This is a genomic window from Streptomyces sp. NPDC060049 (assembly GCF_042736715.1).
Taxonomy (GTDB): Bacteria; Actinomycetota; Actinomycetes; order Streptomycetales; family Streptomycetaceae; genus Streptomyces.
Map to the genome: position 1 here is coordinate 419,831 of NZ_JBHWVV010000003.1, position 25,937 is coordinate 445,767.

Annotated in this window: 20 protein-coding genes, 2 tRNA genes and 1 pseudogene; 20 read left to right on the plus strand and 3 right to left on the minus strand. The window is 72.2% G+C overall.

Features of this window, described 5'->3' with window-relative positions; all coding sequences use genetic code 11:
* The first annotated feature begins 137 nt into the window (after window positions 1-137).
* The 3 genes from ACFWBY_RS07130 to ACFWBY_RS07140 all read left to right on the plus strand — a co-directional run bounded on the left by ACFWBY_RS07130 (window position 138) and on the right by ACFWBY_RS07140 (window position 3,273).
* On the plus strand, window positions 138-1,415 hold the full coding sequence (locus tag ACFWBY_RS07130) for a glutamate-5-semialdehyde dehydrogenase (RefSeq protein WP_385337337.1): 1,278 nt from the start codon (window positions 138-140) through the stop codon (window positions 1,413-1,415).
* A 77-nt stretch (window positions 1,416-1,492) separates the two neighbouring features.
* The gene (locus ACFWBY_RS07135) at window positions 1,493-2,059 is read left to right on the plus strand and encodes a hypothetical protein (RefSeq protein WP_385337334.1); all 567 of its coding nucleotides are present in this window, start codon (window positions 1,493-1,495) and stop codon (window positions 2,057-2,059) included.
* 68 nt (window positions 2,060-2,127) lie between these two features.
* On the plus strand, window positions 2,128-3,273 hold the full coding sequence (locus tag ACFWBY_RS07140; RefSeq protein WP_385337331.1) for a hypothetical protein: 1,146 nt from the start codon (window positions 2,128-2,130) through the stop codon (window positions 3,271-3,273).
* On the opposite strand, the gene ACFWBY_RS07145 is transcribed toward ACFWBY_RS07140, so the two are convergent.
* Window positions 3,257-4,354, minus strand: a complete 1,098-nt coding sequence (locus ACFWBY_RS07145) for a M48 family metallopeptidase (RefSeq protein ID WP_385337328.1) — start codon at window positions 4,352-4,354, stop codon at window positions 3,257-3,259. The two genes, ACFWBY_RS07140 and ACFWBY_RS07145, sit on opposite strands and share 17 nt — an antisense overlap.
* Window positions 4,355-4,495: 141 nt before the next feature.
* Here ACFWBY_RS07145 and ACFWBY_RS07150 point away from each other — a divergent pair, with 141 nt between their 5' ends.
* From ACFWBY_RS07150 to ACFWBY_RS07215, 14 genes and pseudogenes are all read left to right on the plus strand, one after another.
* Window positions 4,496-4,663 (plus strand): hypothetical protein, encoded by a 168-nt coding sequence (locus ACFWBY_RS07150; protein WP_385337325.1) that lies wholly within the window; start codon window positions 4,496-4,498, stop codon window positions 4,661-4,663.
* Window positions 4,664-4,737: 74 nt separating this feature from the next.
* Window positions 4,738-5,355: a nicotinate-nucleotide adenylyltransferase gene (gene nadD / locus ACFWBY_RS07155; RefSeq protein ID WP_385337322.1), complete on the plus strand. Its 618-nt coding sequence runs from the start codon at window positions 4,738-4,740 to the stop codon at window positions 5,353-5,355.
* A gap of 24 nt (window positions 5,356-5,379) precedes the next feature.
* Window positions 5,380-7,110 carry an LCP family protein gene (locus ACFWBY_RS07160; protein ID WP_385337318.1) on the plus strand — a complete coding sequence of 577 codons (1,731 nt, stop codon included), beginning with the start codon at window positions 5,380-5,382 and terminating at the stop codon, window positions 7,108-7,110.
* Window positions 7,111-7,230: 120 nt separating this feature from the next.
* Window positions 7,231-7,677, plus strand: a complete 447-nt coding sequence (rsfS, locus tag ACFWBY_RS07165) for a ribosome silencing factor (RefSeq protein WP_215023265.1) — start codon at window positions 7,231-7,233, stop codon at window positions 7,675-7,677.
* Complete coding sequence (locus ACFWBY_RS07170) at window positions 7,674-8,360, plus strand: histidine phosphatase family protein (protein ID WP_385337454.1); 687 nt, start codon at window positions 7,674-7,676, stop codon at window positions 8,358-8,360. Before rsfS ends, ACFWBY_RS07170 begins: the two co-directional genes overlap by 4 nt.
* A gap of 133 nt (window positions 8,361-8,493) precedes the next feature.
* Window positions 8,494-8,566 (plus strand) — tRNA-Ala (locus ACFWBY_RS07175).
* 138 nt (window positions 8,567-8,704) lie between these two features.
* On the plus strand, window positions 8,705-8,938 hold the full coding sequence (locus ACFWBY_RS07180) for a hypothetical protein (protein WP_112446589.1): 234 nt from the start codon (window positions 8,705-8,707) through the stop codon (window positions 8,936-8,938).
* Between the two features lie 153 nt (window positions 8,939-9,091).
* A tRNA-Ala gene (locus ACFWBY_RS07185) sits at window positions 9,092-9,164 on the plus strand.
* 259 nt (window positions 9,165-9,423) lie between these two features.
* The gene (leuS, locus tag ACFWBY_RS07190; protein ID WP_385337314.1) at window positions 9,424-12,312 is read left to right on the plus strand and encodes a leucine--tRNA ligase; all 2,889 of its coding nucleotides are present in this window, start codon (window positions 9,424-9,426) and stop codon (window positions 12,310-12,312) included.
* A gap of 110 nt (window positions 12,313-12,422) precedes the next feature.
* Window positions 12,423-13,166: a hypothetical protein gene (locus tag ACFWBY_RS07195; RefSeq protein WP_385337311.1), complete on the plus strand. Its 744-nt coding sequence runs from the start codon at window positions 12,423-12,425 to the stop codon at window positions 13,164-13,166.
* A 139-nt stretch (window positions 13,167-13,305) separates the two neighbouring features.
* Complete coding sequence (locus ACFWBY_RS07200; protein WP_385337308.1) at window positions 13,306-14,151, plus strand: DegV family protein; 846 nt, start codon at window positions 13,306-13,308, stop codon at window positions 14,149-14,151.
* A gap of 308 nt (window positions 14,152-14,459) precedes the next feature.
* Window positions 14,460-15,401, plus strand: a complete 942-nt coding sequence (locus tag ACFWBY_RS07205) for a helix-hairpin-helix domain-containing protein (RefSeq protein ID WP_385337305.1) — start codon at window positions 14,460-14,462, stop codon at window positions 15,399-15,401.
* Between the two features lie 32 nt (window positions 15,402-15,433).
* A pseudogene (locus ACFWBY_RS07210) lies at window positions 15,434-17,893 on the plus strand (ComEC/Rec2 family competence protein); the annotation flags it as partial.
* A gap of 136 nt (window positions 17,894-18,029) precedes the next feature.
* Window positions 18,030-18,911 carry a YceI family protein gene (locus ACFWBY_RS07215; RefSeq protein ID WP_385337302.1) on the plus strand — a complete coding sequence of 294 codons (882 nt, stop codon included), beginning with the start codon at window positions 18,030-18,032 and terminating at the stop codon, window positions 18,909-18,911.
* Between the two features lie 12 nt (window positions 18,912-18,923).
* Here ACFWBY_RS07215 and ACFWBY_RS07220 read toward each other — a convergent pair whose 3' ends face one another.
* Entirely contained in the window at window positions 18,924-19,166 is a 243-nt protein-coding gene (locus tag ACFWBY_RS07220) for a hypothetical protein (protein ID WP_385337299.1), read from the minus strand.
* Window positions 19,167-19,239: 73 nt separating this feature from the next.
* Here ACFWBY_RS07220 and holA point away from each other — a divergent pair, with 73 nt between their 5' ends.
* Window positions 19,240-20,232 carry a DNA polymerase III subunit delta gene (holA, locus tag ACFWBY_RS07225; protein ID WP_385337296.1) on the plus strand — a complete coding sequence of 331 codons (993 nt, stop codon included), beginning with the start codon at window positions 19,240-19,242 and terminating at the stop codon, window positions 20,230-20,232.
* Between the two features lie 502 nt (window positions 20,233-20,734).
* Here holA and rpsT read toward each other — a convergent pair.
* Window positions 20,735-21,001, minus strand: a complete 267-nt coding sequence (gene rpsT, locus ACFWBY_RS07230; protein WP_030384651.1) for a 30S ribosomal protein S20 — start codon at window positions 20,999-21,001, stop codon at window positions 20,735-20,737.
* 223 nt (window positions 21,002-21,224) lie between these two features.
* On the opposite strand from rpsT, the gene lepA reads away from it, so the two are divergent.
* On the plus strand, window positions 21,225-23,090 hold the full coding sequence (lepA, locus tag ACFWBY_RS07235) for a translation elongation factor 4 (protein ID WP_385337292.1): 1,866 nt from the start codon (window positions 21,225-21,227) through the stop codon (window positions 23,088-23,090).
* Window positions 23,091-23,367: 277 nt separating this feature from the next.
* Window positions 23,368-25,260 carry an AMP-dependent synthetase/ligase gene (locus ACFWBY_RS07240; protein ID WP_385337289.1) on the plus strand — a complete coding sequence of 631 codons (1,893 nt, stop codon included), beginning with the start codon at window positions 23,368-23,370 and terminating at the stop codon, window positions 25,258-25,260.
* The last annotated feature ends 677 nt before the right edge of the window (window positions 25,261-25,937 follow it).

The following is a 25,937-nucleotide window of genomic DNA, read 5'->3' on the forward strand; positions in this document are numbered from 1 at the left end:
ACCGCGTCCTCCTGGCCGGGGCGGAGCCGACCCCGGAAGGTGCCCAGGCGCCGCCCGGTGCGAGCGCCGCGTGAGAAAGGCGTCTCGCGGGGTGGAACCCCACCGACCGGGCCCCGCCGGGGGATTACCCTGGCCGCATGACCTCGCTCGATGCCACCACCTCGCCCGTGATCGCCACCGCGCAGCGGTCCCGCACCGCCGCCGCGGCCATCGCCCCGCTCCCGCGGTCCGCCAAGGACACCGCCCTGCTGGCCATCGCGGACGCGCTGGAGGCCCGTACCGCCGAGATCGTCGAGGCCAACGCGGTCGACACGGCCAAGGCCCGCGAGGCCGGGACGAGCGAGACCGTCATCGACCGCCTCACCCTCACCCCCGACCGCGTCAAGGCCATCGCCTCCGACGTCCGCGACGTCGCGGCCCTGCCCGACCCCGTCGGCGAGGTGGTCCGCGGATCCACCCTCCCCAACGGCATCGACCTCCGCCAGATCCGCGTCCCGCTCGGCGTCGTCGGCATCATCTACGAGGCCCGCCCCAACGTCACCGTCGACGCCGCCGCCCTCTGCCTGAAGTCCGGCAACGCCGTCCTGCTGCGCGGCTCCTCCTCCGCCTACGCCTCCAACACGGCCCTCGTGGGCATCCTGCGCGACGCCATCACCGGGGCGGGCCTGCCCGCCGACGCGATCCAGCTCGTACCCGGCGAGTCCCGCGACTCCGTCCGCGAGCTGATGCGCGCCCGCGGCCTCGTCGACGTCCTCATCCCGCGCGGCGGCGCCTCCCTCATCAAGACCGTGGTCGAGGAGTCCATCGTCCCGGTCATCGAGACCGGCACCGGCAACTGCCACGTCTACGTGGACGCGCAGGCCGACCTGGCCATGGCCGTGGACATCCTCGTGAACTCCAAGGCGCAGCGGCCCTCCGTCTGCAACTCGGCCGAGACCCTCCTCGTCCACCGCGACATCGCCGCGGCCTTCCTGCCGCTGGCCCTGGACGCCCTCGCCGAAGCCGGCGTGACCGTCCACGGCGACGGCGAGGTGCTCTCGTACGCCGAAGGCACCAAGGTCACCGCGCTGCCCGCCACGGACGAGGACTGGGCCGCCGAGTACCTCTCCTACGACATCGCCGCCGGCGTCGTCGACTCCCTCGACGACGCCGTCGCCCACATCCGCCGCTGGACCTCGGGCCACACCGAGGCGATCGTCACCACCTCGCAGGCCGCCGCGCGCCGCTTCACCCAGCTGGTCGACTCGACCACCGTCGCCGTGAACGCGTCCACCCGGTTCACCGACGGTGGTCAGTTCGGATTCGGCGCGGAAATCGGGATCTCCACCCAGAAGCTGCACGCCCGGGGCCCGATGGGTCTCCCGGAGCTCACCTCGACCAAGTACATCGTCACCGGCGACGGTCACGTACGGTAGTCGACCCCCGAACACCGTGTGGCCGGATCTCGGCGTACACCCTGCCCAAAGGTGCCCCCCAGGTCTACGCTGGATGCGTGCCGGACGACGTGGGGGGCAAAAAGTTCCCGGACGACGGGGAGCCCGACGACGACCGCGGAGGCGCGGACAAGGACTTCGCCTCCGTGGTGTTCGACGAGGACTTCGTCCGGAACGCCGAGATCCGTGAGCCGAGCGCCGCGGAGCGCCAGCGGGCAGGCGAGCGGGCGCGCGCCGAAGCGGCCGAAGCCGCCCGCGCCGCCTTTGCCGGCGGCTGGACGGGCGACGAGGACTACGACGGCTACGCCTACGGCCACCCGGACGGGTACCCGTCCGACGACTCCGGCTGGGACCACGGCCACGGCCACGGTTTCGGCTACGCGGACGGCCCCTACGGCGCGTACGGCGGCAGCCTGCGTCCCTACCGGGGCCGCGCGCCCTGGCTGCGCCCCGTCGCCTGGATCCTCGCCTTCGTGATGGGCCTCGGCATGGTCGCGCTCGCCTTCAGTGCCGTCTACCGCAGCGCGGCCGGCGACACCGAACCCGCTCCGGCGCCCGCCAGTACCCCGATGGGCGAAGTCGCCGGGGCCGGCAAGTTTATGGACCGCGTCGGCCGCCAACCCTGAAGGTACGACCCCGCTCCCTTTCACCGGAGCCGGGGGCTTCTCTGAAGCGGGGACAGCGGGGAGAAGCGATGGCCGTATCAGGAGATCCACCCAACGGCACCCCCGAAGGCACCGACGGGGGCGACGACGAATTCCGGTCGGACGAGTACCGGTCGGTGGTCTTCGACGACGACTTCGTCCGAGCTGCCCGACTCCAGGAGTTCTCCGCGCAGGAACGCATGGGCGAACACGCCCGCGCCGTACGGAGCCGGTCGTTCTGGTCGGCCGGGGGATCCGCCGGACCGGGCGGCGGCTCCCGCGGGGCGGCGGCCCGGCAGGGCCGGATCATCGTGCTGTGCATCACCCTGGCGCTCGCCGCAGCCGTCTACATGGGCCTGCGCAACCCCTACGTGCCGGCGCCCGAGGGGCCGGCGGAGGCGCTCACCAGCACCGTCGTGCCGCTCGCGCCCTCCGAAGCCGTCCCGGGCGGCCGCCCGGCCGACCTGTACGCGAAGAGTCCGGCCGCGCAGTACCGCGTCGGGGCGGCCGGCATCACCCTTCCCGCCGTGCGCCGCACGCACCATTTCGCGGACAGCCAGGTACTCGCCGCCCTGACCATCGCCAAGGACTACCTGGTGCAGTCCTCGCTGGACCCCGACATCCTGTCCGGAGCCGCCTCCCGGCCCGTGCGGGTCCTGCTCGACCCCGACCAGCTGACCCAGTTCGACCAGAGCATGCTCGCGCCCGCCGGCGACGGGCGGCACTCCGTCACGGGCTGGCTGGTCCGTTTCGACCCCGCCGTCGCCGTGGTCGCCGACACCCGGGTACGGGTCAGCGGCACCCTCGCCTTCCAGGAGGTCACCCCCGACAAGCTGGAGGTGACCACCGACCACACCTTCGTCTACGCCGTCCACCCGGCCACCGGTCAGCCCGCCGCGGCCGACGGGTCCTCGCTCTTCACCGTCCGCCGCGAACTACGGCTGCGCTTCGACCGCGAAGACCTCACGGCCCGACGGGCCGAGCTCGTCTCCGCCTACGTGATGGCCGGCCCGCAGGACTGCTCCGCCGACCCGGCGCCGGGCTTTCGCCCGATGCCGGCCGGAGCGGGCCCCGCGACGGTCGGCCCGGCCGCGAGCGATCCCTACGCCAGCGGCCACCCGCGGCGCACGGCCGGGCTCTGCGGGGTCCTGGCACCGACGGCCGCCCCGGAGCAGGGCGTCAGCCCTGTCCAGTAGCCCCGCCCGGGGCCGCGCCCTTGTCCTGGCCGCCGGGAGCGCCCGCGGCGGTTCCCGTACCCGCACCGGTGAACCTGTCCCGGAGCTTGCCGCCCAGGTCCGCCGTGCCGCCGGCGATGTCGCCGACCAGCTTCATCAGCGGGTCCTTGCTGGTGCGCACCGAGTCGGCGTAGTGCGCCGCGGACTGGCGGAAGGAGTCGGTCACCGAGGTGTCCTTGTCCTCCTCGCGCCGCGGATAGTGGCCGTCCATGATCCGCTGGTAGTCGCGGTTCTGCGCCCACTTGTTCAGCTCCGCCGCCCGCACCGTGGCGAAGGGATGCGTCCGGGGGAGCATGTTGAGGATCTTGAGCACGGAGTCGCGCAGGTCCCCGCTCTGCTCGTACTCCTCTGCCTGGGCGAGGAACGCGTCCACATTCATCTCGTGGAGGTGGTTGCCGCCCGCGAGCTTCATCAGACCGCGCATCGAGGCGTTCACGTCCTGCCCCACCAGAAGGCCGGCCCGGTCCGCCGACAGCTCCGACTTGCGGAACCACTCGCGCAGCGCGCTCACGATCGCCGTGATCGCCATGGTGCCGAGGGGGATCCACGCCACCTTGAGCGCCAGGTTCGTCAGGAACAGCAGGATCGTGCGGTACACGGAGTGTCCCGACAATGCGTGGCCGACCTCGTGGCCCACGACCGCCCGCATCTCCTCCTCGTCCAGCAGCTCGACCAGAGCCGTCGTGACCACGATGATCGGCTCGTCCAGCCCGATGCACATGGCATTGGGCCTCGGGTCCTGCTGCACGTACATCTGCGGGACCTTCTCCAGGTCCAGGATGTAACAGGCGTCCCGCAGCATCGAGTGAAGGTGCGGGAACTGCGTCTCGCCCACCCGGACGGAGTCCGACAGGAAGAGCAGCCGCAGGCTGCGCTCGGGCAGCAGCCCGCTCAGGGCCTTGAAGACCGTGTCGAAGCCGGTCAGCTTGCGCAGGGCCACCAGCGCCGAGCGGTCCGCCGGATGCTCGTACGCGCGTGATGAAATCCCGGGGAACCTCCTGCGGTCCCGCGCCGGTGCCTTGTCGAAGCCCGTCCCCGTCATAACGCCCTCCCCATTGGTCCGTCCGTCTGCCGGTCCGTCTATCCTCTCCAACGCCTGAGTCGGCGTGAGCGTGCCCCAGGCCCCCGCATACGATGTGAGCGAAGTCTCCGCCCGCTCCCCGACTCGATAGGTACCTGCCTGATGAGCCTCGCCTCCACCGCCCAGACCCTGGTCGTCCTCGCCTCGGAGGGCGCCGAGCAGCACGGCGGCAACCACGACAGCCTTTCCCCGTACCTGACGGGCGGCGCAGCCTTCGGCATCCTCCTCCTGCTGCTGTGGATCACCACGCGCCTGAACCGCGACCGCTGAAGCCCGCGCGCGCATCGCGCAAGCGATCGAAGGCGGGTCCCCGCCGTCCCACCGGGCCAGTAGGCTCTGCGCTCATGGGAGAGCAGGAAATGCCTACCGGCCCGGTCAAGCGCCGGCTCGGCGTGATGGGCGGGACTTTCGACCCGATCCACCACGGACACCTCGTGGCCGCCAGCGAGGTGGCCGCGCTGTTCCACCTCGACGAGGTGGTGTTCGTACCGACCGGTGAGCCGTGGCAGAAGTCGCAGGGGGCCGTGTCGGCGGCCGAGGACCGGTATCTGATGACGGTCATCGCGACCGCCTCGAACCCTCAGTTCTCGGTGAGCCGCATCGACATCGACCGCGGCGGACCGACCTACACGATCGACACCCTGCGGGACCTGAGCGCTCTCAACGACGACGCCGAACTGTTCTTCATCACCGGCGCCGACGCCCTCGCCCAGATCCTGACCTGGCGGAACGCCGACGAGCTCTTCGCCCTCGCCCACTTCATCGGCGTCACCAGGCCCGGCCACGTCCTCACCGACGACGGTCTGCCCGAGGGCGGCGTCTCCCTCGTAGAGGTGCCCGCGCTGGCCATCTCCTCCACGGACTGCCGCGCACGCGTCGCCGAGGGGGATCCTGTCTGGTACTTGGTGCCCGACGGCGTGGTCCGCTACATCGACAAGCGTGAGCTGTACCGGGGAGCCTGAGCTTCCGGAGAGAGGGGCCCCGCGGTGAACGACCGACAGGATCCGTACGACCGGTACGGTCCGCCCACGGCCGAGGAGCAGCAGCTCGTCGGCTACGACGCGTACGGGCGGCCCGTGTACGGCCAGGCTCCCGCGCGGCCGGCCCCTGCCCCCGCCCCCCAGTACGAGCAGCCTCAGCAGTACGAGCAGCAGTCGTACGACCAGCGCCAGTACGACCAGCAGTACGGCTACGGCCACCAGGCGTACGGCGGGCAGCCGCAGCAGCCGCAGCAGTACTACGCGCAGCCGCCGCAGCAGCAGGAGTACCCCCAGGCCCAGTCCTACGGGTACGACACCCAGGCCACCCAGCAGTGGATCCCGCAGCAGTCCGCCCCGCAGGCCCCGGCCGCGGAGAGCGCGCCCGGACCGGCGCCCCTGCCCGAGCCGGAGTTCCGGCCGGGCGCCGCGCAGGTACCGGAGCCCCGCCGGGCCGACGGGCAGGCCGCGCAAGGGACCTCGTACCGCACCGAGCAGTTCGACTTCATCGACCAGCCGGACGAGGACTCCGAGGACGTCATCGACTGGCTCGCCTTCACCGAGAGCCGGACCGAGCGCCGCGAGGAGGCCCGGCGGCGCGGCCGCAACCGCGTGGTGGCGCTGATCGTGGTGCTGGCCGTCTTCGTCGCCGGCGGTCTCGGCTACCTCTGGTACGCGGGCAAGCTGCCCTTCCTGGAGGGCCCCGGCAAGGGATCGGGCGCCGCGGCCGCCAACGGGCCGCAGAAGCGCGACATGATCGTCGTCCACCTGCACAACACCAAGAAGGGCGGCACCTCCACGGCGCTGCTCGTCGACAACGTCACCACCCGGCAGGGCGCCACCGTCCTCGTGCCGAACGGGCTGAACGTCACCAAGGACGACGGCACCGGCACCCAGCTGGGCAAGGCGGTCGCGGACGGCGGCCTGGGCGTGAAGGAGTCGCTCGACTCGGTGCTCGGCACCCACATCGGCGGCACCTGGCGCCTGGACACCCCCTTCCTGGAGAACTTCGTCGAGCTGGTCGGCGGCATCGAGGTCGACACCGACGCGGCGGTCCCCGCCGACGACTCGGTGAAGGCCCCCGCCGTCGGGGCGGGCCCGAAGCAGAGCCTCAGCGGCGCCATGGCCGTCGCGTACGCCACGTACCGGGCCCAGGGCGAACCGGAGGCCAAGCAGCTGGACCGGCTCGGCAAGGTCCTGTTCGCCCTGCTGCGCAAGGTGCCCGGCGATCCGAAGTCGGCGGCCATGACCGTCGAGACCACCGGCCAGATCCTGGATCCGGCGCTGGACGCGCAGAGCCTCGGCGCGCTGCTGTCCAAGCTCGGGGAACACGCCAAGGTCGGCGCCTACCGCACCGACGTGCTCGCCCTGAAGCCCGACGGCGGGCTCACGGACGACGCCAACAAGAAGGTCGTCAAAGAGGTCCTCGGCGGCTCCGCCACGGAGGCCCAGCCGGGCGCCGCCCCCAGGGTCGGCCTGAAGGACGCCACCGGCGACGACAAGTCCCAGACGGCTGCCAAGGCGGCCCTGCTCAACGGCGGCTACGGCCTGGTGGACGGCGGCAAGGCCGACAAGACCGCGCCCGCGTCGCAGATCACCTACCAGGACGACGCCCAGCGGGACAGGGCGATCGAGGTCGCCAAGACCCTGGGGCTGCCCGAGACGGCCGTCAAGAAGGCCGAGAACGCGGTCAACGCGGACGTCGTGGTGACGCTGGGCAAGGATTACAAACCGTCCTGAGCCTTCTGCGGCGGCGCCTGTGAGGTGCGGGTCCGCCCGCGCGGGACGTTCCGCGCGGGCGGTGTCGGCGGTACATGAGACCCTTGTATGGATCTGCCCGCCAACCCGAAAGCATGGCCAGTGACCGCCACGGACCGCTCCATCGAGCTCATCACCGCCGCCGCCCAGGCCGCGGCCGACCGGCTCGCGCACGACATCATCGCGTACGACGTCAGCGACGTGCTGTCGATCACCGACGCCTTCCTGCTCGCCTCGGCGCCCAACGACCGCCAGGTCAAGTCGATCGTGGACGAGATCGAGGAGAAGCTCCAGAAGGAGCTGGGCGTCAAGCCGGTGCGCCGCGAGGGCGACCGCGACGCCCGCTGGATCCTGCTCGACTACATCGACATCGTCGTCCACGTCCAGCACAGCGAGGAGCGGGTCTTCTACGCGCTGGAGCGCCTGTGGAAGGACTGCCCCGAGATCGACCTCCCCGAGGACGCCAAGCTCACGAAGGGCAAGGCCGAGGAGCACGCCGCCCTGCGTGCGACGCAGGGCGACGACGAACTGGACGGTGATCTGTTCTGAGCGCCCCCCAAGGCGGCACGAACCTCGACGGTACGACCACGCCGGGCAAGACCGGCCGGAAGATCGTCCTCTGGCGGCACGGCCAGACCTCGTGGAACCTGGAGCGCCGCTTCCAGGGCTCGACGGACATCGAGCTGACCGAGGACGGTGTGGCGCAGGCGCGCCGCGCCGCCCGGCTGCTCGCATCCCTGAGGCCCGACGCCATCGTCGCCTCGGACCTGCGCCGGGCCTCGGCGACCGCTGCCGAGCTGGCGGCCGTCACGGGTCTGTCCGTGGTGCACGACGAGGCGTTGCGCGAGACGTACGCCGGCGAGTGGCAGGGCCTCACGCACGACGAGATCCTCGAGAAGTACGGCGAGCAGTACGCGGCGTGGAAGCGCGGCGAGGCGGTCCGCCGCGGCGGCGGTGAGCTGGAGACCGAGGTGGCCGACCGGGCCGCTCCGGTGGTCCTGGAACACGCCGGCCGGCTGCCCGCGGGCGGCACGCTCGTCGTGGTCAGCCACGGCGGCACCATCCGTACGACGATCGGCCGCTTGCTGGGCCTGGACTCGTACTACTGGGAGGGCCTGGGCGGGCTCTCCAACTGCTGCTGGTCCGTCCTCGGCGAGGGCGCGCGCGGCTGGCGTCTGATGGAGCACAACGCCGGCACGCTGCCGGAACCGGTGCTCGGCGACGACGACTGACACCGCCTCGGGGCGGCTTCCACCCGGCTCCCGCCCGGCCCCACCCGGATTTCACTTTCCGGCTGGTCGCAGGCTAGAGTTCTTCTTGTTCGCAGCGCAGAACACCGGAAACGGGGGGAGCGTCGCGAAGAGCGGGGCTATAGCTCAGTTGGTAGAGCGCCTGCATGGCATGCAGGAGGTCTGGAGTTCAATTCTCCATAGCTCCACACAATCAAGATCCCGTCCCCAACAGGGGGCGGGATCTTTGCTTTTGTACCTAGCTGCCCAGGCGCGCACCGGCATGGCAGAATCGGACCGCCGGAGGGGGACGACGACGGCCCGACGCGGGAGGGAGTCGCTGACGGATGGGTGCACACCGGCGGCGGTGCGACTGGTGCAACAACGGCACGCCGATCGTGCGGGACATGGAGCCGATCAACCCCGACTACCAGTACTGGTGCGAGGAATGCGCGCGGGCGCTGATCATAAAGGGCGACCCGATCGAGACCTACCGAGAGCTGGAAGGGGAGCCGATCTACGGTCGGCTGCTCGACGAGCACTGCACGCTGAAGCGGTTCTACCAGTTCGCCCGTGCGTGACGCGTACGGGGCTCGCGCATGACGATGTGGGTCAAACCGGACATGGCCCGTGGTCGGCGGAAACCGATTTTTGGACCAGGGCCATGACCGTGTAATGTTTGGGACGTCGCCAAGGGGAACCGGAAACGGAGAACGAAGCGGCAAGCGAGGCAAGGGGCTATAGCTCAGTTGGTAGAGCGCCTGCATGGCATGCAGGAGGTCTGGAGTTCAATTCTCCATAGCTCCACAATGAAGAAGCGGGCCACCCGGATCGGGTGGCCCGCTTCTCGTCGTGCGTCCGCGGGCCGGAAGGCCGCAGCGCCCGCGGGGACCGCTGCGGTACCCTGGCGCCATGCGTGCCGTACGCCTCCTGCTTACCGAGCCGCGCTGAACAGCACCGACCCCACGAGACGGTCGGCCTCGGCGCGGCGCCCCCTCCTGTGCGAGGGGTTTTTTCGTTTGGGCAGGCAGAGACGGCAGAGACGATCGATGGAGCTTCAGAAATCATGAGCGAGACGAACACCCCGGCCCCCGAGGCGGCCGAGGCGCACCGCTACACGGCTGCCATGGCCGCCGACATCGAGGCACGCTGGCAGGACGTTTGGGACGCGCAGGGCACCTACGAGGCCCCGAACCCGACCGGTGACCTGGCGGGGACCGAGTCCTCGAAGGCCGCGGCGGTCGTGGCGCGGCCCAAGAAGTTCATCATGGACATGTTCCCGTACCCGTCGGGTGCGGGCCTGCACGTCGGCCACCCGCTCGGGTACATCGCCACCGACGTCTTCGCCCGCCACCAGCGGATGACCGGCCACAACGTCCTGCACACCCTGGGCTTCGACGCCTTCGGCCTGCCGGCCGAGCAGTACGCCGTGCAGACCGGCACGCACCCGCGCGTGTCCACCGAGGCGAACATCGAGAACATGAAGGTCCAGCTGCGCCGGCTGGGACTGGGCCACGACAAGCGCCGCTCGTTCGCGACGATCGACCCGGACTACTACAAGTGGACGCAGTGGATCTTCCTGCAGATCTACAACTCCTGGTACGACGCCGAGGCGAAGACCGCCCGCCCGATCGCCGAGCTGGTCGCCGCCTTCGAGGACGGCTCCCGCGAACTGCCCGGCGGCGCCTCCTGGGCCGCGCTGAGCGCGGCCGAGCGGGCCGACGTCCTCAATGAGTACCGGCTGGCGTACGCCTCGGACGCACCCGTCAACTGGTGCCCCGGGCTGGGCACCGTACTGGCCAATGAGGAAGTCACCGCCGACGGCCGGTCCGAGCGCGGCAACTTCCCCGTCTTCAAGGCCAAGCTGAGCCAGTGGAACATGCGGATCACCGCGTACGCCGACCGGCTGATCGACGACCTGGACGCGCTGGACTGGCCCGAGGCCATCAAGCTGCAGCAGCGCAACTGGATCGGCCGCAGCGAGGGCGCCCGCGTCGACTTCGCCGTCGGCGACGGCGACGCCATCACCGTCTTCACCACGCGCCCCGACACCCTGTTCGGCGCCACCTACATGGTGCTGGCGCCCGAGCACGAGCTGGTCGGGAAGATCGTCCCCGCCGAGTGGCCCGAAGGCACCCGCCAGGTGTGGACCGGCGGCGCCGCGACCCCCGCCGACGCCGTGGACGCGTACCGCAAGCAGGCCGCGTCGAAGTCGGACGTCGAGCGGCAGGCCGAGGCCAAGGACAAGACCGGTGTCTTCACCGGCGCCTTCGCCGTCAACCCCGTCAGCGGCGAGCAGGTCCCCGTCTTCATCGCGGACTACGTCCTGATGGGCTACGGCACCGGCGCGATCATGGCCGTACCGGCCCACGACACCCGCGACTTCGCCTTCGCGCAGGCCTTCGAGCTGCCGATGCGCTGCGTCGTGCAGCCCTCGGACGACCGCGACGCCGACCCGGCCGAGTGGGACGACGCCTTCGCCTCGTACGACGGCACGATCGTCAACTCGACGGGTGACGGCATCTCCCTGGACGGCCTGGGCGTGGTCGAGGCGAAGGCCGCGATCACCGACTGGCTGGCCGGGCGCGGCATCGGCGAGGGGACCGTCAACTTCCGGCTGCGCGACTGGCTGTTCAGCCGTCAGCGCTACTGGGGCGAGCCCTTCCCGATCGTCTACGACGAGGACGGCGTCGCACACGCGCTGCCCGAGTCGATGCTGCCGCTGGAACTGCCGGAGGTCGAGGACTACTCGCCGCGCACCTTCGAGGCGGACGACGCGACCTCCAAGCCGGAGACCCCGCTGTCGCGGAACGAAGAGTGGGTCTTCGTCGACCTGGACCTGGGCCGCGGCGAGGGCCTGAAGCGCTACCGCCGCGAGACCAACACCATGCCGAACTGGGCCGGCTCCTGCTGGTACGAGCTGCGCTACCTGGACCCGAACAACTCCGAGGCGCTGGTCGACCCGGCGATCGAGCAGTACTGGATGGGCCCGCGCGAGGGCGCGCCGCACGGCGGCGTCGACCTGTACGTGGGCGGCGCCGAGCACGCCGTGCTGCACCTGCTGTACGCGCGCTTCTGGTCGAAGGTGCTGTTCGACCTGGGCCACGTCTCGTCGGCGGAGCCGTTCCACAAGCTGTTCAACCAGGGCATGATCCAGGCGTACGCGTACACCGACGCGCGCGGCGTGTACGTGCCCGCGGCCGAGGTCGAGGAGCGCGACGGCGGCTACTTCTACCAGGGCCAGCCGGTCAAGCGCGAACACGGCAAGATGGGCAAGTCCCTGAAGAACGCCGTCACGCCGGACGAGATCTGCGAGGAGTACGGCGCGGACACCCTGCGCCTGTACGAGATGGCGATGGGCCCGCTGGACGTCTCGCGTCCGTGGGACACCCGAGCCGTGGTCGGCCAGTACCGCCTGCTGCAGCGCCTGTGGCGCAACGTGGTGGACGAGGAGACGGGCGCCGTGACGGTGGTCGACTCCGAGCCGGACGAGGACACCCTGCGCGCCCTGCACAAGGCGATCGACGGGGCCGGTGCCGACATGGCGGCGCTGCGCTTCAACACGGCCATCGCCAAGATCACCGAGCTGAACAACGCCCTGACGAAGGCCGGCCGGCCGCTGGAGCGCTCGGTCGCCGAGCGGCTGGTGCTGCTGGTCGCCCCGCTGGCTCCGCACATCGCGGAGGAGCTGTGGCACCGCCTGGGCCACAGCGAGTCGGTCGTCCACCAGGACTTCCCGGTCGCGGACCCGGCGTACGTCGTCGACGAGAGCGTCACCTGCGTCGTCCAGATCAAGGGCAAGGTCAAGGCCCGGCTGGAGGTGCCGCCGACGATCTCCGACGCCGACCTGGAGCAGCTGGCGCTGGGCGACGAGGCGGTCGTGGCGGCGCTGGGCGGGGCCGAGATCCGCAAGGTGATCGTGCGGGCGCCGAAGCTGGTGAACATCGTCGTCTGACGCGTCTAGGGGTATTCCCGTACGGGCAGGTTGGGGGTTCGAAGGGAACCCGTTGCCTGCCCGTGGCGTTTACGGTGGAGGGGAGCTATTCGGCAGGGGAAGGGAACCTCATGGAGGCGGCTTTTATCATCACGGTCCTAGTGCTGCTGTTCGCCTTTCTGGGTCTCGGGGTCTACGTGACGGCGAAGGTGGTCGGGGCCGCCAAGCGCGGCGTGGACCGCACCATCACCCAGGCCCGCCGCACCGTGGAGGACACCACGTTGCGGGCGCGCAGCTTCGGCCAGGTCGGTGTCTCGGGCGCGCTGGCGCAGCTGCGGCTGGATCTGCGGACGTCGATGCGGGCCACGCAGCAGGCGCTGTACGCGGGGGTGCAGACGGACGCCTCCCTCAAGGAGTCGGTGGGCCTGTTCGAGCGGCTGAGCGCCCACGGGTACGAGCTGGACGACGAGCTGAAGCGGCTCGAGGCGGAGCCGGACCGCGCTCGGATCGAGGCGAACCTGCCTGACCTGCGGAAGCGCACGGCGAAGATCACGGAAGCGGCCGACTCGCTGCGCTGGGCGGCGCGCGACCGCGCCCGCCGCTTCGCCGCCGACGACCTCTCCACGCTGTCGGACCAGATCGAGGTCGAGTCGGGTGCCCTGCGGGACTGGTCCCGCGAATCCATCGACGACCTCACGTACCCCGCTCCGGCGCCGAACCCGTCCGAGGCCCCGTCGCCCGCTCAGACTCCCCACCCGACCGGTTCCTGGGGAGGCCCCCTGACCCCCGAGGCACCGCCGGCGGCGCTGACGCAGCCCGCCGCGGCGCCGCAGTACCCCTGGCAGAAGTCCCGCCGCCCGGAAACGACGACCTGAGTCGTCGGTTTCGACGAACCGAGTCCGGACCCGGGCTGAGGGGTGGCGGGGGCTGGGAGAGGGGCTGGGAGAGGCCGGGCGAGGGCTCGGCGAGGGGCCGGGCTGCCGGAAGACCTCGGCTGCCGGTAACCTCCGCCTCATGTCCCGCCATGTCGCGATCGTCACCGATTCCACGGCCTACCTGCCGCAACCGGCCATGTCGCGGCACGGAATCACCTCCGTCCCGCTGACCGTGGTCCTCGGTGACGAGGCCCTTGAGGAGGGCACCGAGATCTCGGCACGGAGCCTTGCCCTGGCCCTGCAGAAGCGCCGCTCCGTCACCACGTCCCGGCCCAGTCCGGAGGACTTCGTCCGGGCCTACCAGGCGGCCGCGGACGCCGGTGCGGCCGGCATCGTCAGCCTGCACCTGTCCGCCGAGTTCTCCGGCACGTACGACGCGGCCGTGCTCGCCGCGAAGACCGCCCCCGTGCCCGTGCGCGTCGTGGACACCGGCATGGTCGCGATGGCCCTCGGCTTCTGCGCGCTGGCCGCCGCCGAGGTGTCCGAGGCCGGCGGATCCGTGGACGAGGCCGTCGCGGCCGCCGAGAAGCGGGCCGCCGGGATGTCGGCGTACTTCTACGTGGACACGCTCGACTACCTGCGCCGTGGCGGCCGGATCGGCGCAGCGCAGGCGCTGCTCGGCTCGGCCCTCGCCGTCAAGCCGTTGCTGACGCTGGACGGCGGGCGGATCGAGATGCTGGAGAAGGTGCGTACGGCGTCCAAGGCCATCGCCCGGCTGGAGGAGCTGGCCGTGGAACGCGCCGGGTCCGGTGCCGTGGACGTGGCCGTGCACCACCTGGCAGCCCCGGAGCGCGCGGACAAGCTCGCGCAGCGGCTCCGTGAGCGGATCCCCGGGCTCGTCGAACTGCACGTCAGCGAGGTCGGTGCGGTGATCGGCGCGCACACCGGCCCTGGGCTGCTGGCGGCGGTCGTATCCCCGCGCTGATCGCCGGGCTGATCACCGCGCTGGTGGTCGGGCTGGTGGTCGGGCTGGTGGTCGGGCTGATCACCGGTTCGAGTGACGGAGATATCCACAACGCGATGATTATCCACCGGAATTGAGGGTTCCGAACGGGGTTCCGGGTTCGCTCCTACCGTCGTGCCATGACTCTTCGTGCACGTACTCCGTCGTTCTCTCCGTCACCCTCTTCGTCTCCCGCAGGTGCAGGCAGCGGCCCCGGCCGCTCCCGGCTCTCCGACAGCCGTCTGAGGCGCCGCCGGGGTCGCCGTGCCCCCGGCCCCGAGCCCGCCGCGGTGCGACGCAGGGCAGAGGCGCTGCTCGGCGGCGGCCGTCCGCCGGGCGCTCCGCCACCGCCTTGGGCGGCGGCCGCCGGGCCGGGTGGCGCCCGGCCCGGAGCGGCCCAGGTTCCGGGCCTGGCCCAGGTTCCGGGCCTGGCTCCGGCTCTGGGCCTGGCTCCGGTTCCGGACCTGGCTCCGCCGGTGTCCTTGGCCGCGCCCCCGCCTCGGCCCGCGCCCCCGGCCGAGTCCGCGCCGCCGGCCCAGGCCGTGATTCGCCCCGAGGAGGGCGTGCTGCCCGGCGGGGTAGGCCGGGGGCTCGCGGTGCGGGAGCGGCTGCCCCTGTGGTTGCAGGCCCGCTGCGGGGTGGAGCCGCGCACGGTGGCCGCCGTCTGCGTGGTGCTTGCCCTGGCGGTCGGGTTCGCCGGCCGGCACGTGTGGTCGGCCCGGCCGCGTCCGGTGACCGCTCCGGCCCTGGTGGCGCCGCCGCCCTTGCCCGCTGGGGCCGCCGTGCCCGCAGCCGGGGTCGTGGGCGCGGGTCCGGGAGCCGGTCCGATCCTGGTCGACGTCAGCGGCAAGGTCCTGGACCCGGGAGTACGCCGGCTGCCGGCCGGCTCGCGCGTGGAGGACGCCCTGGCCGCCGCCGGGGGAGTGCGGGCCGGGACGGACACGACCAGCCTCAACCGGGCCCGGGTCCTGACGGACGGCGAGCAGGTGCTGGTGGGCGCCCCGGCGCCGCCGCCGGCCGGCGGGAGCGGTCCCGCCGCCGGGCCGCTGAGCCTCGGCACGGCCACGGCCGAGCAGCTGGACGGCCTGCCGGGAGTCGGGCCGGTCCTCGCGCAGCACATCGTCGACTTCCGTACGGCGCGCGGGGGGTTCCGTACCGTCGAGGAGCTCCGGCAGGTCAACGGGATCGGTGAGCGGCGGTTCGCCGATCTGCGGAAGCTGGTGCGGCCGTGAGCAGGGCCGGGGAAGCGGAGCCGGGTCCGGCCGTGAGCCGGGCCGGGGGAGCGGAGCCGGGTCCGGACGCGAGTCGCGCCGGGGGAGCGGAGCCGGGTCCGTCCGGCCGGGATCCGGTGGACGCCCGTCCGCCGGACCCGCGCCCGCCCGACCTGCGTTTGGTGGTCCCCGCGGTGGCCGCTTGGGCGGCGGCTGCCGTCGCACTCGGCGCACCCACCGCCGGGAGCCTTTCCGCGGCCGGGCTGGGGGTCGCCGGCGCGGTACTGCTCCTCCTGGCCGGACGCCGGCGCCCAGAGCCGTTCCGACAGGCCTGGACGGCGCTGGCCGCGGCCCTGCTGTGCGCGGCCGCCGGGGCCGGGGTGGCCGGGCTCCAGAGGGCCGAGGCGGGTGCGGGGCCGGTCGCGGGGCTGGCCCGGGAACACGCCCGGGTGCTGGTCGAACTCACCGTCGGCTCGGATCCGCGGACCGCCCGGAGCGGGAACGGGCCGCCGGTAGCGGTGCTCGACGCGGTGGTCACCCGGGTGACCGGGCCCGATGGCGCGCGGACCCGGGTCGCGACCCCGGTCCGGGTCCTCGCGGCGCATCCGGATTGGACCCGGCTGCAACCCTCGACCCGGGTCGAGGTGGTCGCCCGGCTGGCGCCCGCCCGGGGCGGGGAGCGGGCCGTCGCCCTGCTGCGCCCCGCCGGGGACACACCGCCGGGGGTGACCGGCGGCCCGGACGCCGTGCAGCGGATCGCCGGGCGGCTTCGGGCGGGGCTGCGCGAGGTCACCGAGGGGCTGGCCCCGGATGCCAGGGCACTGCTGCCCGGGCTGGTGGTCGGGGACACTTCCCGCGTGGAGCCGGACCTGCACGAGGCGTTCCGGGCCACCGACCTGCTGCACCTGCTGGCCGTCTCCGGCTCCAACCTGACCGTGGTGCTCTTCCTGCTCATCGGCGCACCCGCCCGGGCGCAGCGGGCCGAGCGGGGCGGCCTGGCGCCGCGCCTCGGGCTCTCGCTGCGGGCGACCGCGCTGTGCGGGGCTGCGCTGACCCTGGCGTTCGTGGTGGTGTGCCGGCCCGAGCCCAGCGTGCTGCGGGCGGCTGCCTGCGGCTCGGTGACCCTGCTGGCCATCGCCACCGGGCGGCGCAGATCCCTGATCCCGGCGCTGGCCGCCGCCGTACTGCTACTGGTGCTCTACGACCCCTGGCTGGCCCGCAGCTACGGTTTCCTCCTCTCCGTCCTGGCCACGGGGGCCCTGCTGACCCTTGCCCCCCGGTGGAGCGGGGCCCTGCGACGGCGCGGGGTGCGGCCGCGCCTCGCCGAGGCGCTGGCCGCCGCGGCGGCCGCCCAGGCGGTGTGTGCGCCGGTCGTCGCCGTCCTGTCGGCCCGCGTGAGCCTGGTGGCGGTGCCGTGCAACCTGCTGGCCGAGGTGGCCGCGGGCCCCGCGACTGTCCTGGGCTTCGCCGCGCTGGCGACGGCCCCGCTGTGCCGGCCGGCGGCCGAGCTGCTCGCCTGGTGCGCGGGGGTGCCGGCGGGGTGGATCGCCGCCGTGGCCCGGGCCGGTTCGCGGCTGCCCGGTGCCGAGCTGGGATGGCCCGGTGGAGCGGGCGGAGGTCTGCTGCTCGCCGCCGGCACCCTGGCGGTGGTCGGGATCGCCAGCCGGTTCGGCCGCCAGCGGTGGTTCGCCTGCGTCGTGGCCGTGGCGCTGCTCCTCGCCGTGTGGAGGCCGCCGCTCGTGATACGTACGGTCAAGGGCTGGCCGCCGCCCGACTGGAGTTACGCGCAGTGCGCGGTGGGCCAGGGGGACGCAGCCGTACTCGCGGTCGCCCCGGGGAGTGCCGTGGTGGTGGACGCGGGCCCGGAGCCGGGGGCCGTGGACGCGTGCCTGCGGGAGCTGGGGGTGAGACGGGTGCCGTTGCTCGTGCTGACGCACTTTCACGCCGACCACGTGGGCGGGCTGGTGGGTGTGCTGAGGGGGCGGTCGGTGGGCGCGGTGCAAGTCACCGGACTGGAAGAGCCGTCGCAGCAGGCGCGGTCCGTGCGGCGCACGGCCGCGGCCGCCGGGATTCCCGTCGTCACCGCCGCGGACGGGGAGCGGCGCCGGGCAGGGCCGCTGGAATGGAGGGTGCTGTGGCCGCCGGCGGCGGGCCCGCCCGCAGAGGGGCCCAACGACGCGAGCGTGACCCTGCTGGTGCGCGGCGCGGGCCTGACCCTCCTGCTGCTCGGTGACCTCGAACCGGCGTCGCAGCAGGAACTGCTGAGGAGCCATCCGGAGCTGGGCCCGGTCGATGTCCTCAAGGTCGCCCACCACGGCAGCGCGCACCAGGATCCCGGGCTGTACGAGCGGGTCCGGCCCCGCCTGGCGATCGTCCCGGTCGGCGCGGAGAACAGGTACGGTCACCCGGCGGCGAGTACGCTCGCGCGGTTGCGGGCGCTGGGGGCCGCGGTACTGCGCACGGACGAGGACGGTTCGATCGCGGTGGTGGGCAGCGGCTCGCGACTACGAGCGTTCCCGGCCATTCGTCGACGGACCCGGTGCACGCGTTCCGGACGCCACCGCTGTGTTTGCCCCCAACCCGACAGCATGATCGAATGCGTTTCCGCCAGAGAGGTCCAAGGCCATACAGCACGGGGGTGCACGAAACATGTTCAGTCGCAGACGGGGGACGGAGGCGGCGGGAAGCGCCAGTCCCCAGACATCCGCGACACTGACGCTTCCTCATACGGCGCGGCTGCTCAGCTGCCGGGTTCTCGACACGGTCCACCAGCCGGTGCGGCAGGCCAAGTTCGAGGTGACCGACCCGATCGGCCGCCGGATCGTCAGCGGGGAGACCGACCCGTACGGAGGGTTCACGGCGGCCGTGCCGGCGGGCGAGTACCGCCTGTCCGTCACCGCCGAGGGCTATGCGCCCTTCCACGGCGCGACGCTGGTGGGGGACCCGGCGCAGCCCGGAACCGGGGAGATCGTCCTCGACGCGGTGGAACCGCCGCTGCTGCCGCAGCCCGGCCACTGGGAGCTCGACCCGGCGCATTCGTCGATCGGCTTCTCGGCCCGGCACATCGGCTTCGCCCGGATCAACGGCCGGTTCAACACCTTCGCCGGCGGCGTGCGGATAGCCGACCGCATGGAGGACTCCTCCATGCACGTGATCATCGACGCGGCGAGCATCGACACGGGGCTGCGGATGCGGGACGACCACCTGCGCTCCGCGGACTTCCTGGACGCAGCCCGCTACCCGACGGTGGAGTTCTACAGCGAGCGGTTCATCCACCGCAGCGGCAGCCAGTGGTCCGTGGCGGGCGCACTCACCCTCCACGGGGTCAGCCGGTCCGTCACCCTGGACACCCAGTACCTGGGCCTCGGCACGGGCCTGGAGGGCGAACCGCGGTCGGCGTGCAGGGCGACGGCGGAACTGCACCGCGAGGACTTCGCGCTGAACTGGCAGTCGATCCTGGCCCACGGGATCGCGGCGATCGGTTCAGGCGTGGAAGTGGCGCTGGACGTCCAGATCGTGCACAAGGCCTGACCGGAAAAGCGGCTACGGAGCTTCGATCCAGCCGTCGTACTCGGCGGCCAGGTCGTCCAGGACCGTGGCGTCGAGCCGTTCGCGCGGGTCCTCGACCACCACCAGCCACTGGGCGTCCTCGGCGTCGTCCTCACCGGCCAGGGCGTCGCGGACCAGTTGCGGCTCCTCAGGGAGTCCGAAGCGGTCGACCACCTCCCGCGCCACCTCCTCGGCTGCGTCGCGGTCGGGCAGCACCAGTACATGTCGCACGTTCACCCGGACATTCTCGGGCACGGGCAGGGGGCCGCTGAGCGGGGGGCTGTCAGTACGGCGTGGGATGCTGGATCCGATGGCCACCAGGAAGAATTCCACCGACGATCCGCTCGCCTCGCTCACCCTCGCGGTGGGGCAGGAGGACCTGCTGCTCGACCGCGCCGTGCGGGAGGTCGTGGCGGCGGCGCGAGCCGCCGACCCCGACACGGACGTACGCGACCTCGCGTCGGAGCAGTTGCAGCCCGGCACGCTGTCCGAGCTGACCAGCCCCTCGCTCTTCTCGGAGCGCAAGGTACTGGTCGTGCGCAGCGCGCACGACCTGTCCGCGGACACGGTCAAGGAGGTCAAGGCGTACATCGACTCGCCCTACGAGGAGATCAGCCTCGTCCTCCTGCACGCGGGCGGCGTCAAGGGCAAGGGCCTGCTGGACGCCGCGCGCAAGGCCGGCGCCCGGGAGGTCGCCTGCCCGAAGATGACGAAGCCGGCGGACCGGCTGGCCTTCGTACGGGGTGAGTTCCGCACGCTGGGCCGTTCGGCCACTCCCGAGGCCTGCCAGACCCTGGTGGATGCGATCGGCAGCGACCTGCGGGAGCTGGCGAGCGCGGCCGCGCAGCTGTGCGCCGACGTCGAGGGGACGATCGACGAGGCCGTGGTGGGCCGCTACTACACCGGCCGGGCCGAGGCTTCGAGCTTCACGGTCGCCGACCGGGCGGTCGAGGGACGGGCCGCGGAGGCGCTGGAGGCCCTGCGCTGGTCCCTGTCCACCGGGGTGGCGCCGGTCCTGATCACCAGCGCTCTGGCCCAGGCGGTACGGGCGATCGGGAAGCTGGCCTCGGCCCCACGGGGAGCCCGGCCCGGAGACCTCGCCCGGGATCTGGGTATGCCGCCGTGGAAGATCGACCGGGTCCGGCAGCAGATGCGGGGATGGTCGGCGGACGGTGTCGCGGACGCGCTGCGTGCGGTGGCCGCGGCCGACGCGGGGGTCAAGGGCGGGGGCGATGATCCGGAGTACGCGCTGGAGAAGGCGGTCGTCGCGGTGGCGAGGGCGGCCCGGCTCCAGCGGGGCTAGGCGCTGCCGGCGCTGACGCGGGGGCTGATCCGGCTCGATCGTGCGATCCGGCCGCCTGCTCGGTGGGTCGGCCCGCGGAGCTCGTCCCCTACCCGCCCTTCCACCGTTCCCGGGCTCCGCCCGGACCCCGCGGAGCTCCGCCCCGGACCCCGCGCCTCGAACGCCGGCGGGTCTGGGTGGGGCTCCGCCCCGGACCCCGCGCCTCGAACGCCGGCGGGTCTGGGTGGGGCTCCGCCCCGGACCCCGTGCCTCGGACGTCGGCGGGGCTGGGTGGGGCTCCTCACCGGACCCCCCGCCTCGGACGTCGGCGGGGCTGGGTGGGTGGTCGGGGTAGTGCGAAGGCCCCGGTCGACACCCAGGGGAAGGGTGGCGGCCGGGGCCTTCGTTACTGCTTTGGTTGCGCCGCACCCGCGTGGCGAACGCTTCGTGTGCGGCGCGGGGTGCCGGTCGGGAGCGGGAGAGAGGGCCCGCTGGATCCCTACCCGGCGATCACATCAGGGGCTCAGCCCTGAAGGGAGGCAACCTTGGTGGCCAGCGCCGACTTCTTGTTGGCGGCGGCGTTCTTGTGGATGACACCCTTCGAGACGGCCTTGTCGAGCGCACGAGCGGCGGCGCGGGAAGCCACGGTGGCCTTCTCGACGTCACCGGCGACGACGGCCTCACGGGCCTTGCGGATCGCGGTCTTGAGCGACGACTTGACGGCCTTGTTGCGCAGGCGCGCCTTCTCGTTCGTCTTGTTCCGCTTGATCTGGGACTTGATGTTCGCCACGAAAGAGCCTTTGCAGGTTCAGAGATTCGATCTTCGGATTTGTGTCCCGAAAGCTTAGAGGGCACACGAGACACAGCTGCTCAGGCTACCAGCCGCGCTCCCGCCAGCCCAAACCGGGCGCACTCCCGCTTCCATGGGACCATGGGAGCCTGCGTACAGATCCGACTTCGCGCAGACCGAAGCCCACTTCGTTCCGACTGCGACCCGAGAATCAGGACACTGCGTGCCCGCGATCCCCAGCCACGTGCCCGAGCCGAGCCGTACCGACCCGGCGCTGATCCGCAATTTCTGCATCATCGCGCACATCGACCACGGCAAGTCGACCCTCGCCGACCGGATGCTCCAGCTCACCGGTGTGGTGGACTCGCGGCAGATGCGCGCCCAGTACCTCGACCGCATGGACATCGAGCGTGAGCGCGGCATCACGATCAAGTCCCAGGCGGTCCGACTGCCCTGGGCGCCGACCACGGGCGAGGACCTGGGTACGACCCACATCCTCAACATGATCGACACCCCCGGGCACGTCGACTTCACCTACGAGGTCTCCCGCTCGCTGGCCGCCTGCGAGGGCACGGTGCTCCTGGTGGACGCGGCCCAGGGCATCGAGGCGCAGACCCTCGCCAACCTCTACCTGGCGATGGAGAAGGACCTGGCGATCGTCCCGGTCCTGAACAAGATCGACCTGCCGGCCGCGCAGCCGGAGAAGTTCGCCGAGGAGCTCGCGAACCTGGTCGGCTGCCAGCCCGAGGACGTCCTGCGCGTCTCGGCGAAGACCGGTCTCGGGGTGGACGCCCTCCTCGACAAGATCGTCGCCACGGTCCCGGCCCCCGTCGGTCCCAAGGACGCCCCGGCCCGCGCGATGATCTTCGACTCGGTCTACGACTCGTACCGCGGTGTCGTGACCTACGTCCGTGTCGTCGACGGCCAGCTCAACAAGCGCGAGCGCATCCGGATGATGTCGACCGGCGCAACGCACGAGCTGCTGGAGATCGGCGTCTCCTCCCCGGAGATGACTCCGGCCGACGGCATCGGCGTCGGCGAGGTGGGCTACATCATCACCGGCGTGAAGGACGTCCGTCAGTCCAAGGTCGGCGACACGATCACCAGCCTGCACAACGGGGCGACCGAGGCACTCGGCGGCTACAAGGACCCGCGTCCGATGGTCTTCTCCGGCCTGTACCCGCTCGACGGCTCGGACTACCCGGACCTGCGCGAGGCCCTGGACAAGCTGCAGCTCAACGACGCCGCGCTGGTCTACGAGCCGGAGACCTCGGCGGCGCTCGGCTTCGGCTTCCGCGTCGGCTTCCTCGGCCTGCTCCACCTGGACGTGGTGCGCGAGCGCCTGGAGCGCGAGTTCGGCCTCGACCTGATCGCCACCGCGCCGAACGTGGTCTACCGCGTCGTCATGGAGGACGGCAAGGAGGTCACGGTCACCAACCCGAGCGAGTTCCCCGAGGGCAAGATCTCGGACGTGTTCGAGCCGGTCGTCCGGGCCACCCTGCTCGCGCCTTCCGAGTTCATCGGCGCGATCATGGAGCTCTGCCAGCAGCGCCGCGGAACCCTCCTCGGGATGGACTACCTCTCCGAGGACCGGGTCGAGATCCGCTACACGCTCCCGCTCGCGGAGATCGTCTTCGACTTCTTCGACCAGCTGAAGTCCAAGACGCGCGGTTACGCCTCCCTCGACTACGAGCCCACCGGCGAGCAGGCCTCCGGCCTGGTCAAGGTCGACATCCTGCTGCACGGGGACAAGGTCGACGCCTTCTCCGCCGTCACGCACAAGGACGCCGCCTACGCCTACGGTGTGCGCCTCGTCGCCAAGCTGCGCGAGCTCATCCCGCGGCAGGCCTTCGAGATTCCGATCCAGGCGGCCGTCGGCTCGCGCGTCATCGCGCGCGAGACCATCCGCGCCATCCGCAAGGACGTCCTCGCCAAGTGCTACGGCGGTGACATCTCCCGTAAGCGGAAGCTGCTGGAGAAGCAGAAGGAAGGCAAGAAGCGCATGAAGATGGTCGGCTCGGTGGAGGTCCCGCAGGAGGCCTTCATCGCCGTCCTCTCCAGCGACGAGTCCGGCGGCAAGAAGAAGTAGCCCCCGCTCGTGAGGCAGGCCCCCGTGCTCCGGCACGGGGGCCTGCTCCGTTCGCGGGGCGCGGGCGGGGCGTCCGGTCGCGAGGAGGGCGGTCCGCTTCGTTATGAATCGGCTCCCCAACGCCTCTTACGCGCCAGGCGGAGGGCCCCTAGTCTGATCACTGCCCGTTGGTTACTCGCCAGTTACAAGCCCTGACTCAGCCACCCACCCTGACCCACCACCCAGTCAGTCCGCTCCTGTGATGAACAGGCCCTGCCGCGTGGTCCGGAGGATGTCCGTGAGCGACACACAGACCTTGATCGAGAACCGTCCGCCCACCGTGGCGACCCTCTTCCTGGAGCGTGTCGCCGCCACGCCGAACGGCGAGGCCTACCGCTACCCCGTCCCCGCCGAGGACGGCCGGGGCGGCCCGGACGAGTGGAAGTCGCTCAGCTGGGGACAGGCCGCCGAGCGGGTTTTCGCCATCGCGGCGGGCCTCGTCGACCTCGGGATCCAGCCCGAGCAGCGCGTCGCGCTGGCCTCCAACACCCGGGTGGAGTGGATCCTGGCCGACCTCGGCGTGATGTGCGCCGGCGGCGCCGTCACCACGATCTACCCGAGCACGAACGCCGAGGAGTCGGCGTTCATCCTCGCCGACTCCGAGAGCCGGATCCTGATCGCCGAGGACGCCGCGCAGCTGGCCAAGGCCCGCGAGCGTCGCGCCGAGCTGCCCGAGCTCGCCCACGTGGTGGTCCTGGACCCCTCCGGCGCGGACGCGGCCGAGGGCGACCCGGAGGGCTGGGTGCTCTCCCTCGCCGACCTGGAGGCGCGCGGCCGCGAGTACCTCGCCAAGCACCCCGAGGCGGTCAAGGAGCGGATCGCGGCCATCACCGCCGACCAGCTCGCCACCCTCATCTACACCTCCGGCACCACCGGGCGGCCCAAGGGCGTGCGGCTGCCGCACGACAACTGGTCGTACATGGCCAAGGCCACCGTCGCCACCGGTCTGATCACCAAGGACGACGTCCAGTACCTCTGGCTGCCGCTCGCGCACGTCTTCGGCAAGGTGCTCACCTCCGGCCAGATCGAGGTCGGGCACGTCACCGCGGTCGACGGCCGCATCGACAAGATCATCGAGAACCTGCCGATCGTCCAGCCGACCTACATGGCGGCCGTCCCGCGCATCTTCGAGAAGGTCTACAACGGAGTCGCGGCCAAGGCCCGGGCCGGCGGCGGAGCCAAGTACAAGATCTTCCAGTGGTCCGTCGGCGTCGCCCGCGAATACGCCAAGGTCACCCAGGACAACTTCCGCCGCACCGGCAAGGCGAGCGCCCCCCTCGGCCTCAACACCAAGCACAAGATCGCCGACGCGCTCGTCTTCTCGAAGCTCCGCGAGGCCTTCGGCGGCAACCTGCGCGCCGCAGTCTCCGGAGCCTCCGCGCTCGCACCCGAGATCGGCTACTTCTTCTCCGGCGCCGGCATCCACATCCTGGAGGGCTACGGACTCACCGAGTCCAGCGCCGCCTCCTTCGTCAACCCCGGCGAGGCCTACCGCACCGGCACGGTCGGCAAGCCGCTCCCCGGCACCGAGGTCCGCATCGCGGACGACGGCGAGGTCCTCCTGCGCGGCCCCGGCATCATGCAGGGCTACCACGGGCAGCCCGAGAAGACGGCCGAGGTCCTGGAGGCCGACGGCTGGCTGCACACGGGAGACATCGGCGAGCTGTCCGCGGACGGTTACCTGCGCATCACCGACCGCAAGAAGGACCTGATCAAGACCTCGGGCGGCAAGTACGTCGCCCCGGCCGAGATCGAGGGTCAGTTCAAGGGGATCTGCCCCTACGTCTCCAGCATCGTCGTCCACGGCGCCGACCGGAACTTCTGTTCCGCCCTCATCGCCCTCGACGAGCCGTCCATCCTGGTCTGGGCCGCCGCGAACGGCCTGGAGGGCAAGACGTACTCGCAGGTCCTGGCCGCCCCCGAGACCGGCCGGCTCATCGAGACCTACGTCCAGACCCTCAACGAGGGCCTGCAGCGCTGGCAGACGGTCAAGAAGTTCCGCCTCCTGCCGCGCGACCTCGACGTCGAGCACGGCGACCTCACCCCCAGCCTCAAGCTGAAGCGTCCGGTCGTCGAGCGTGAGTTCAAGCACCTGATCGACGAGATGTACGAGGGCTCGCGCGAGGCGTAGCGCCTGCGGCGAGCGGGGCGGGGCGGGGCGGCGGACCGCCCCGCGAACCCCCGCGCCCCCGGGTCGTTCGTGCCCGCCCGGGGCGCCCGGCCCGCCGTGCCCGCCCCGGCGGGCCCGGCCGGCCCGCGCCGAGGGCAGGACCGTCCCGGGCGGCCCGGATCGGTCGGGTTGGCCCGGCGGCCCCGGCCGGCGGCAGGACCGTCCTGGCCTGCCCGACTGGGCCGGTCTGGCAGGGCGTGCCCGGCCCGGCGTGCCCGCCACGGCGGGCCGGCCCGGCCCGAGCCGAGGGCAGGACCGTCCCGGGCGGCCCGGATCGGTCGGGTTGGCCCGGCGGCCCCGGCCGGCGGCAGGACCGTTCTGGCCTGCCCGACTGGGCCGGTCTGGCAGGGCGTGCCCGGCCTGCCCGGCGTGCCCGGCGTGCCCGGCCTGCCCGGCCTGCCCGGCGTGCCCGGCGTGCCCGGCCTGCCCGGCGTGCCCGGCCTGCCCGGCCTGCCCGGCCTGCCCGGCCTGCCCGGCCTGCCCGGCCTGCCCGGCCGGCCCGGGTCAGTCCGGGTCAGTCCGGGTCAGTCCGGGTCAGTCCGGCCCGGGTCGGTCCGGCCCGGGTCGGTCCGGCCCGGGTCGGTCCGGCCCGGGTCGGTCCGGCCCGGGTCGGTCCGGGCGGGGTCAGTCGGGCCCCG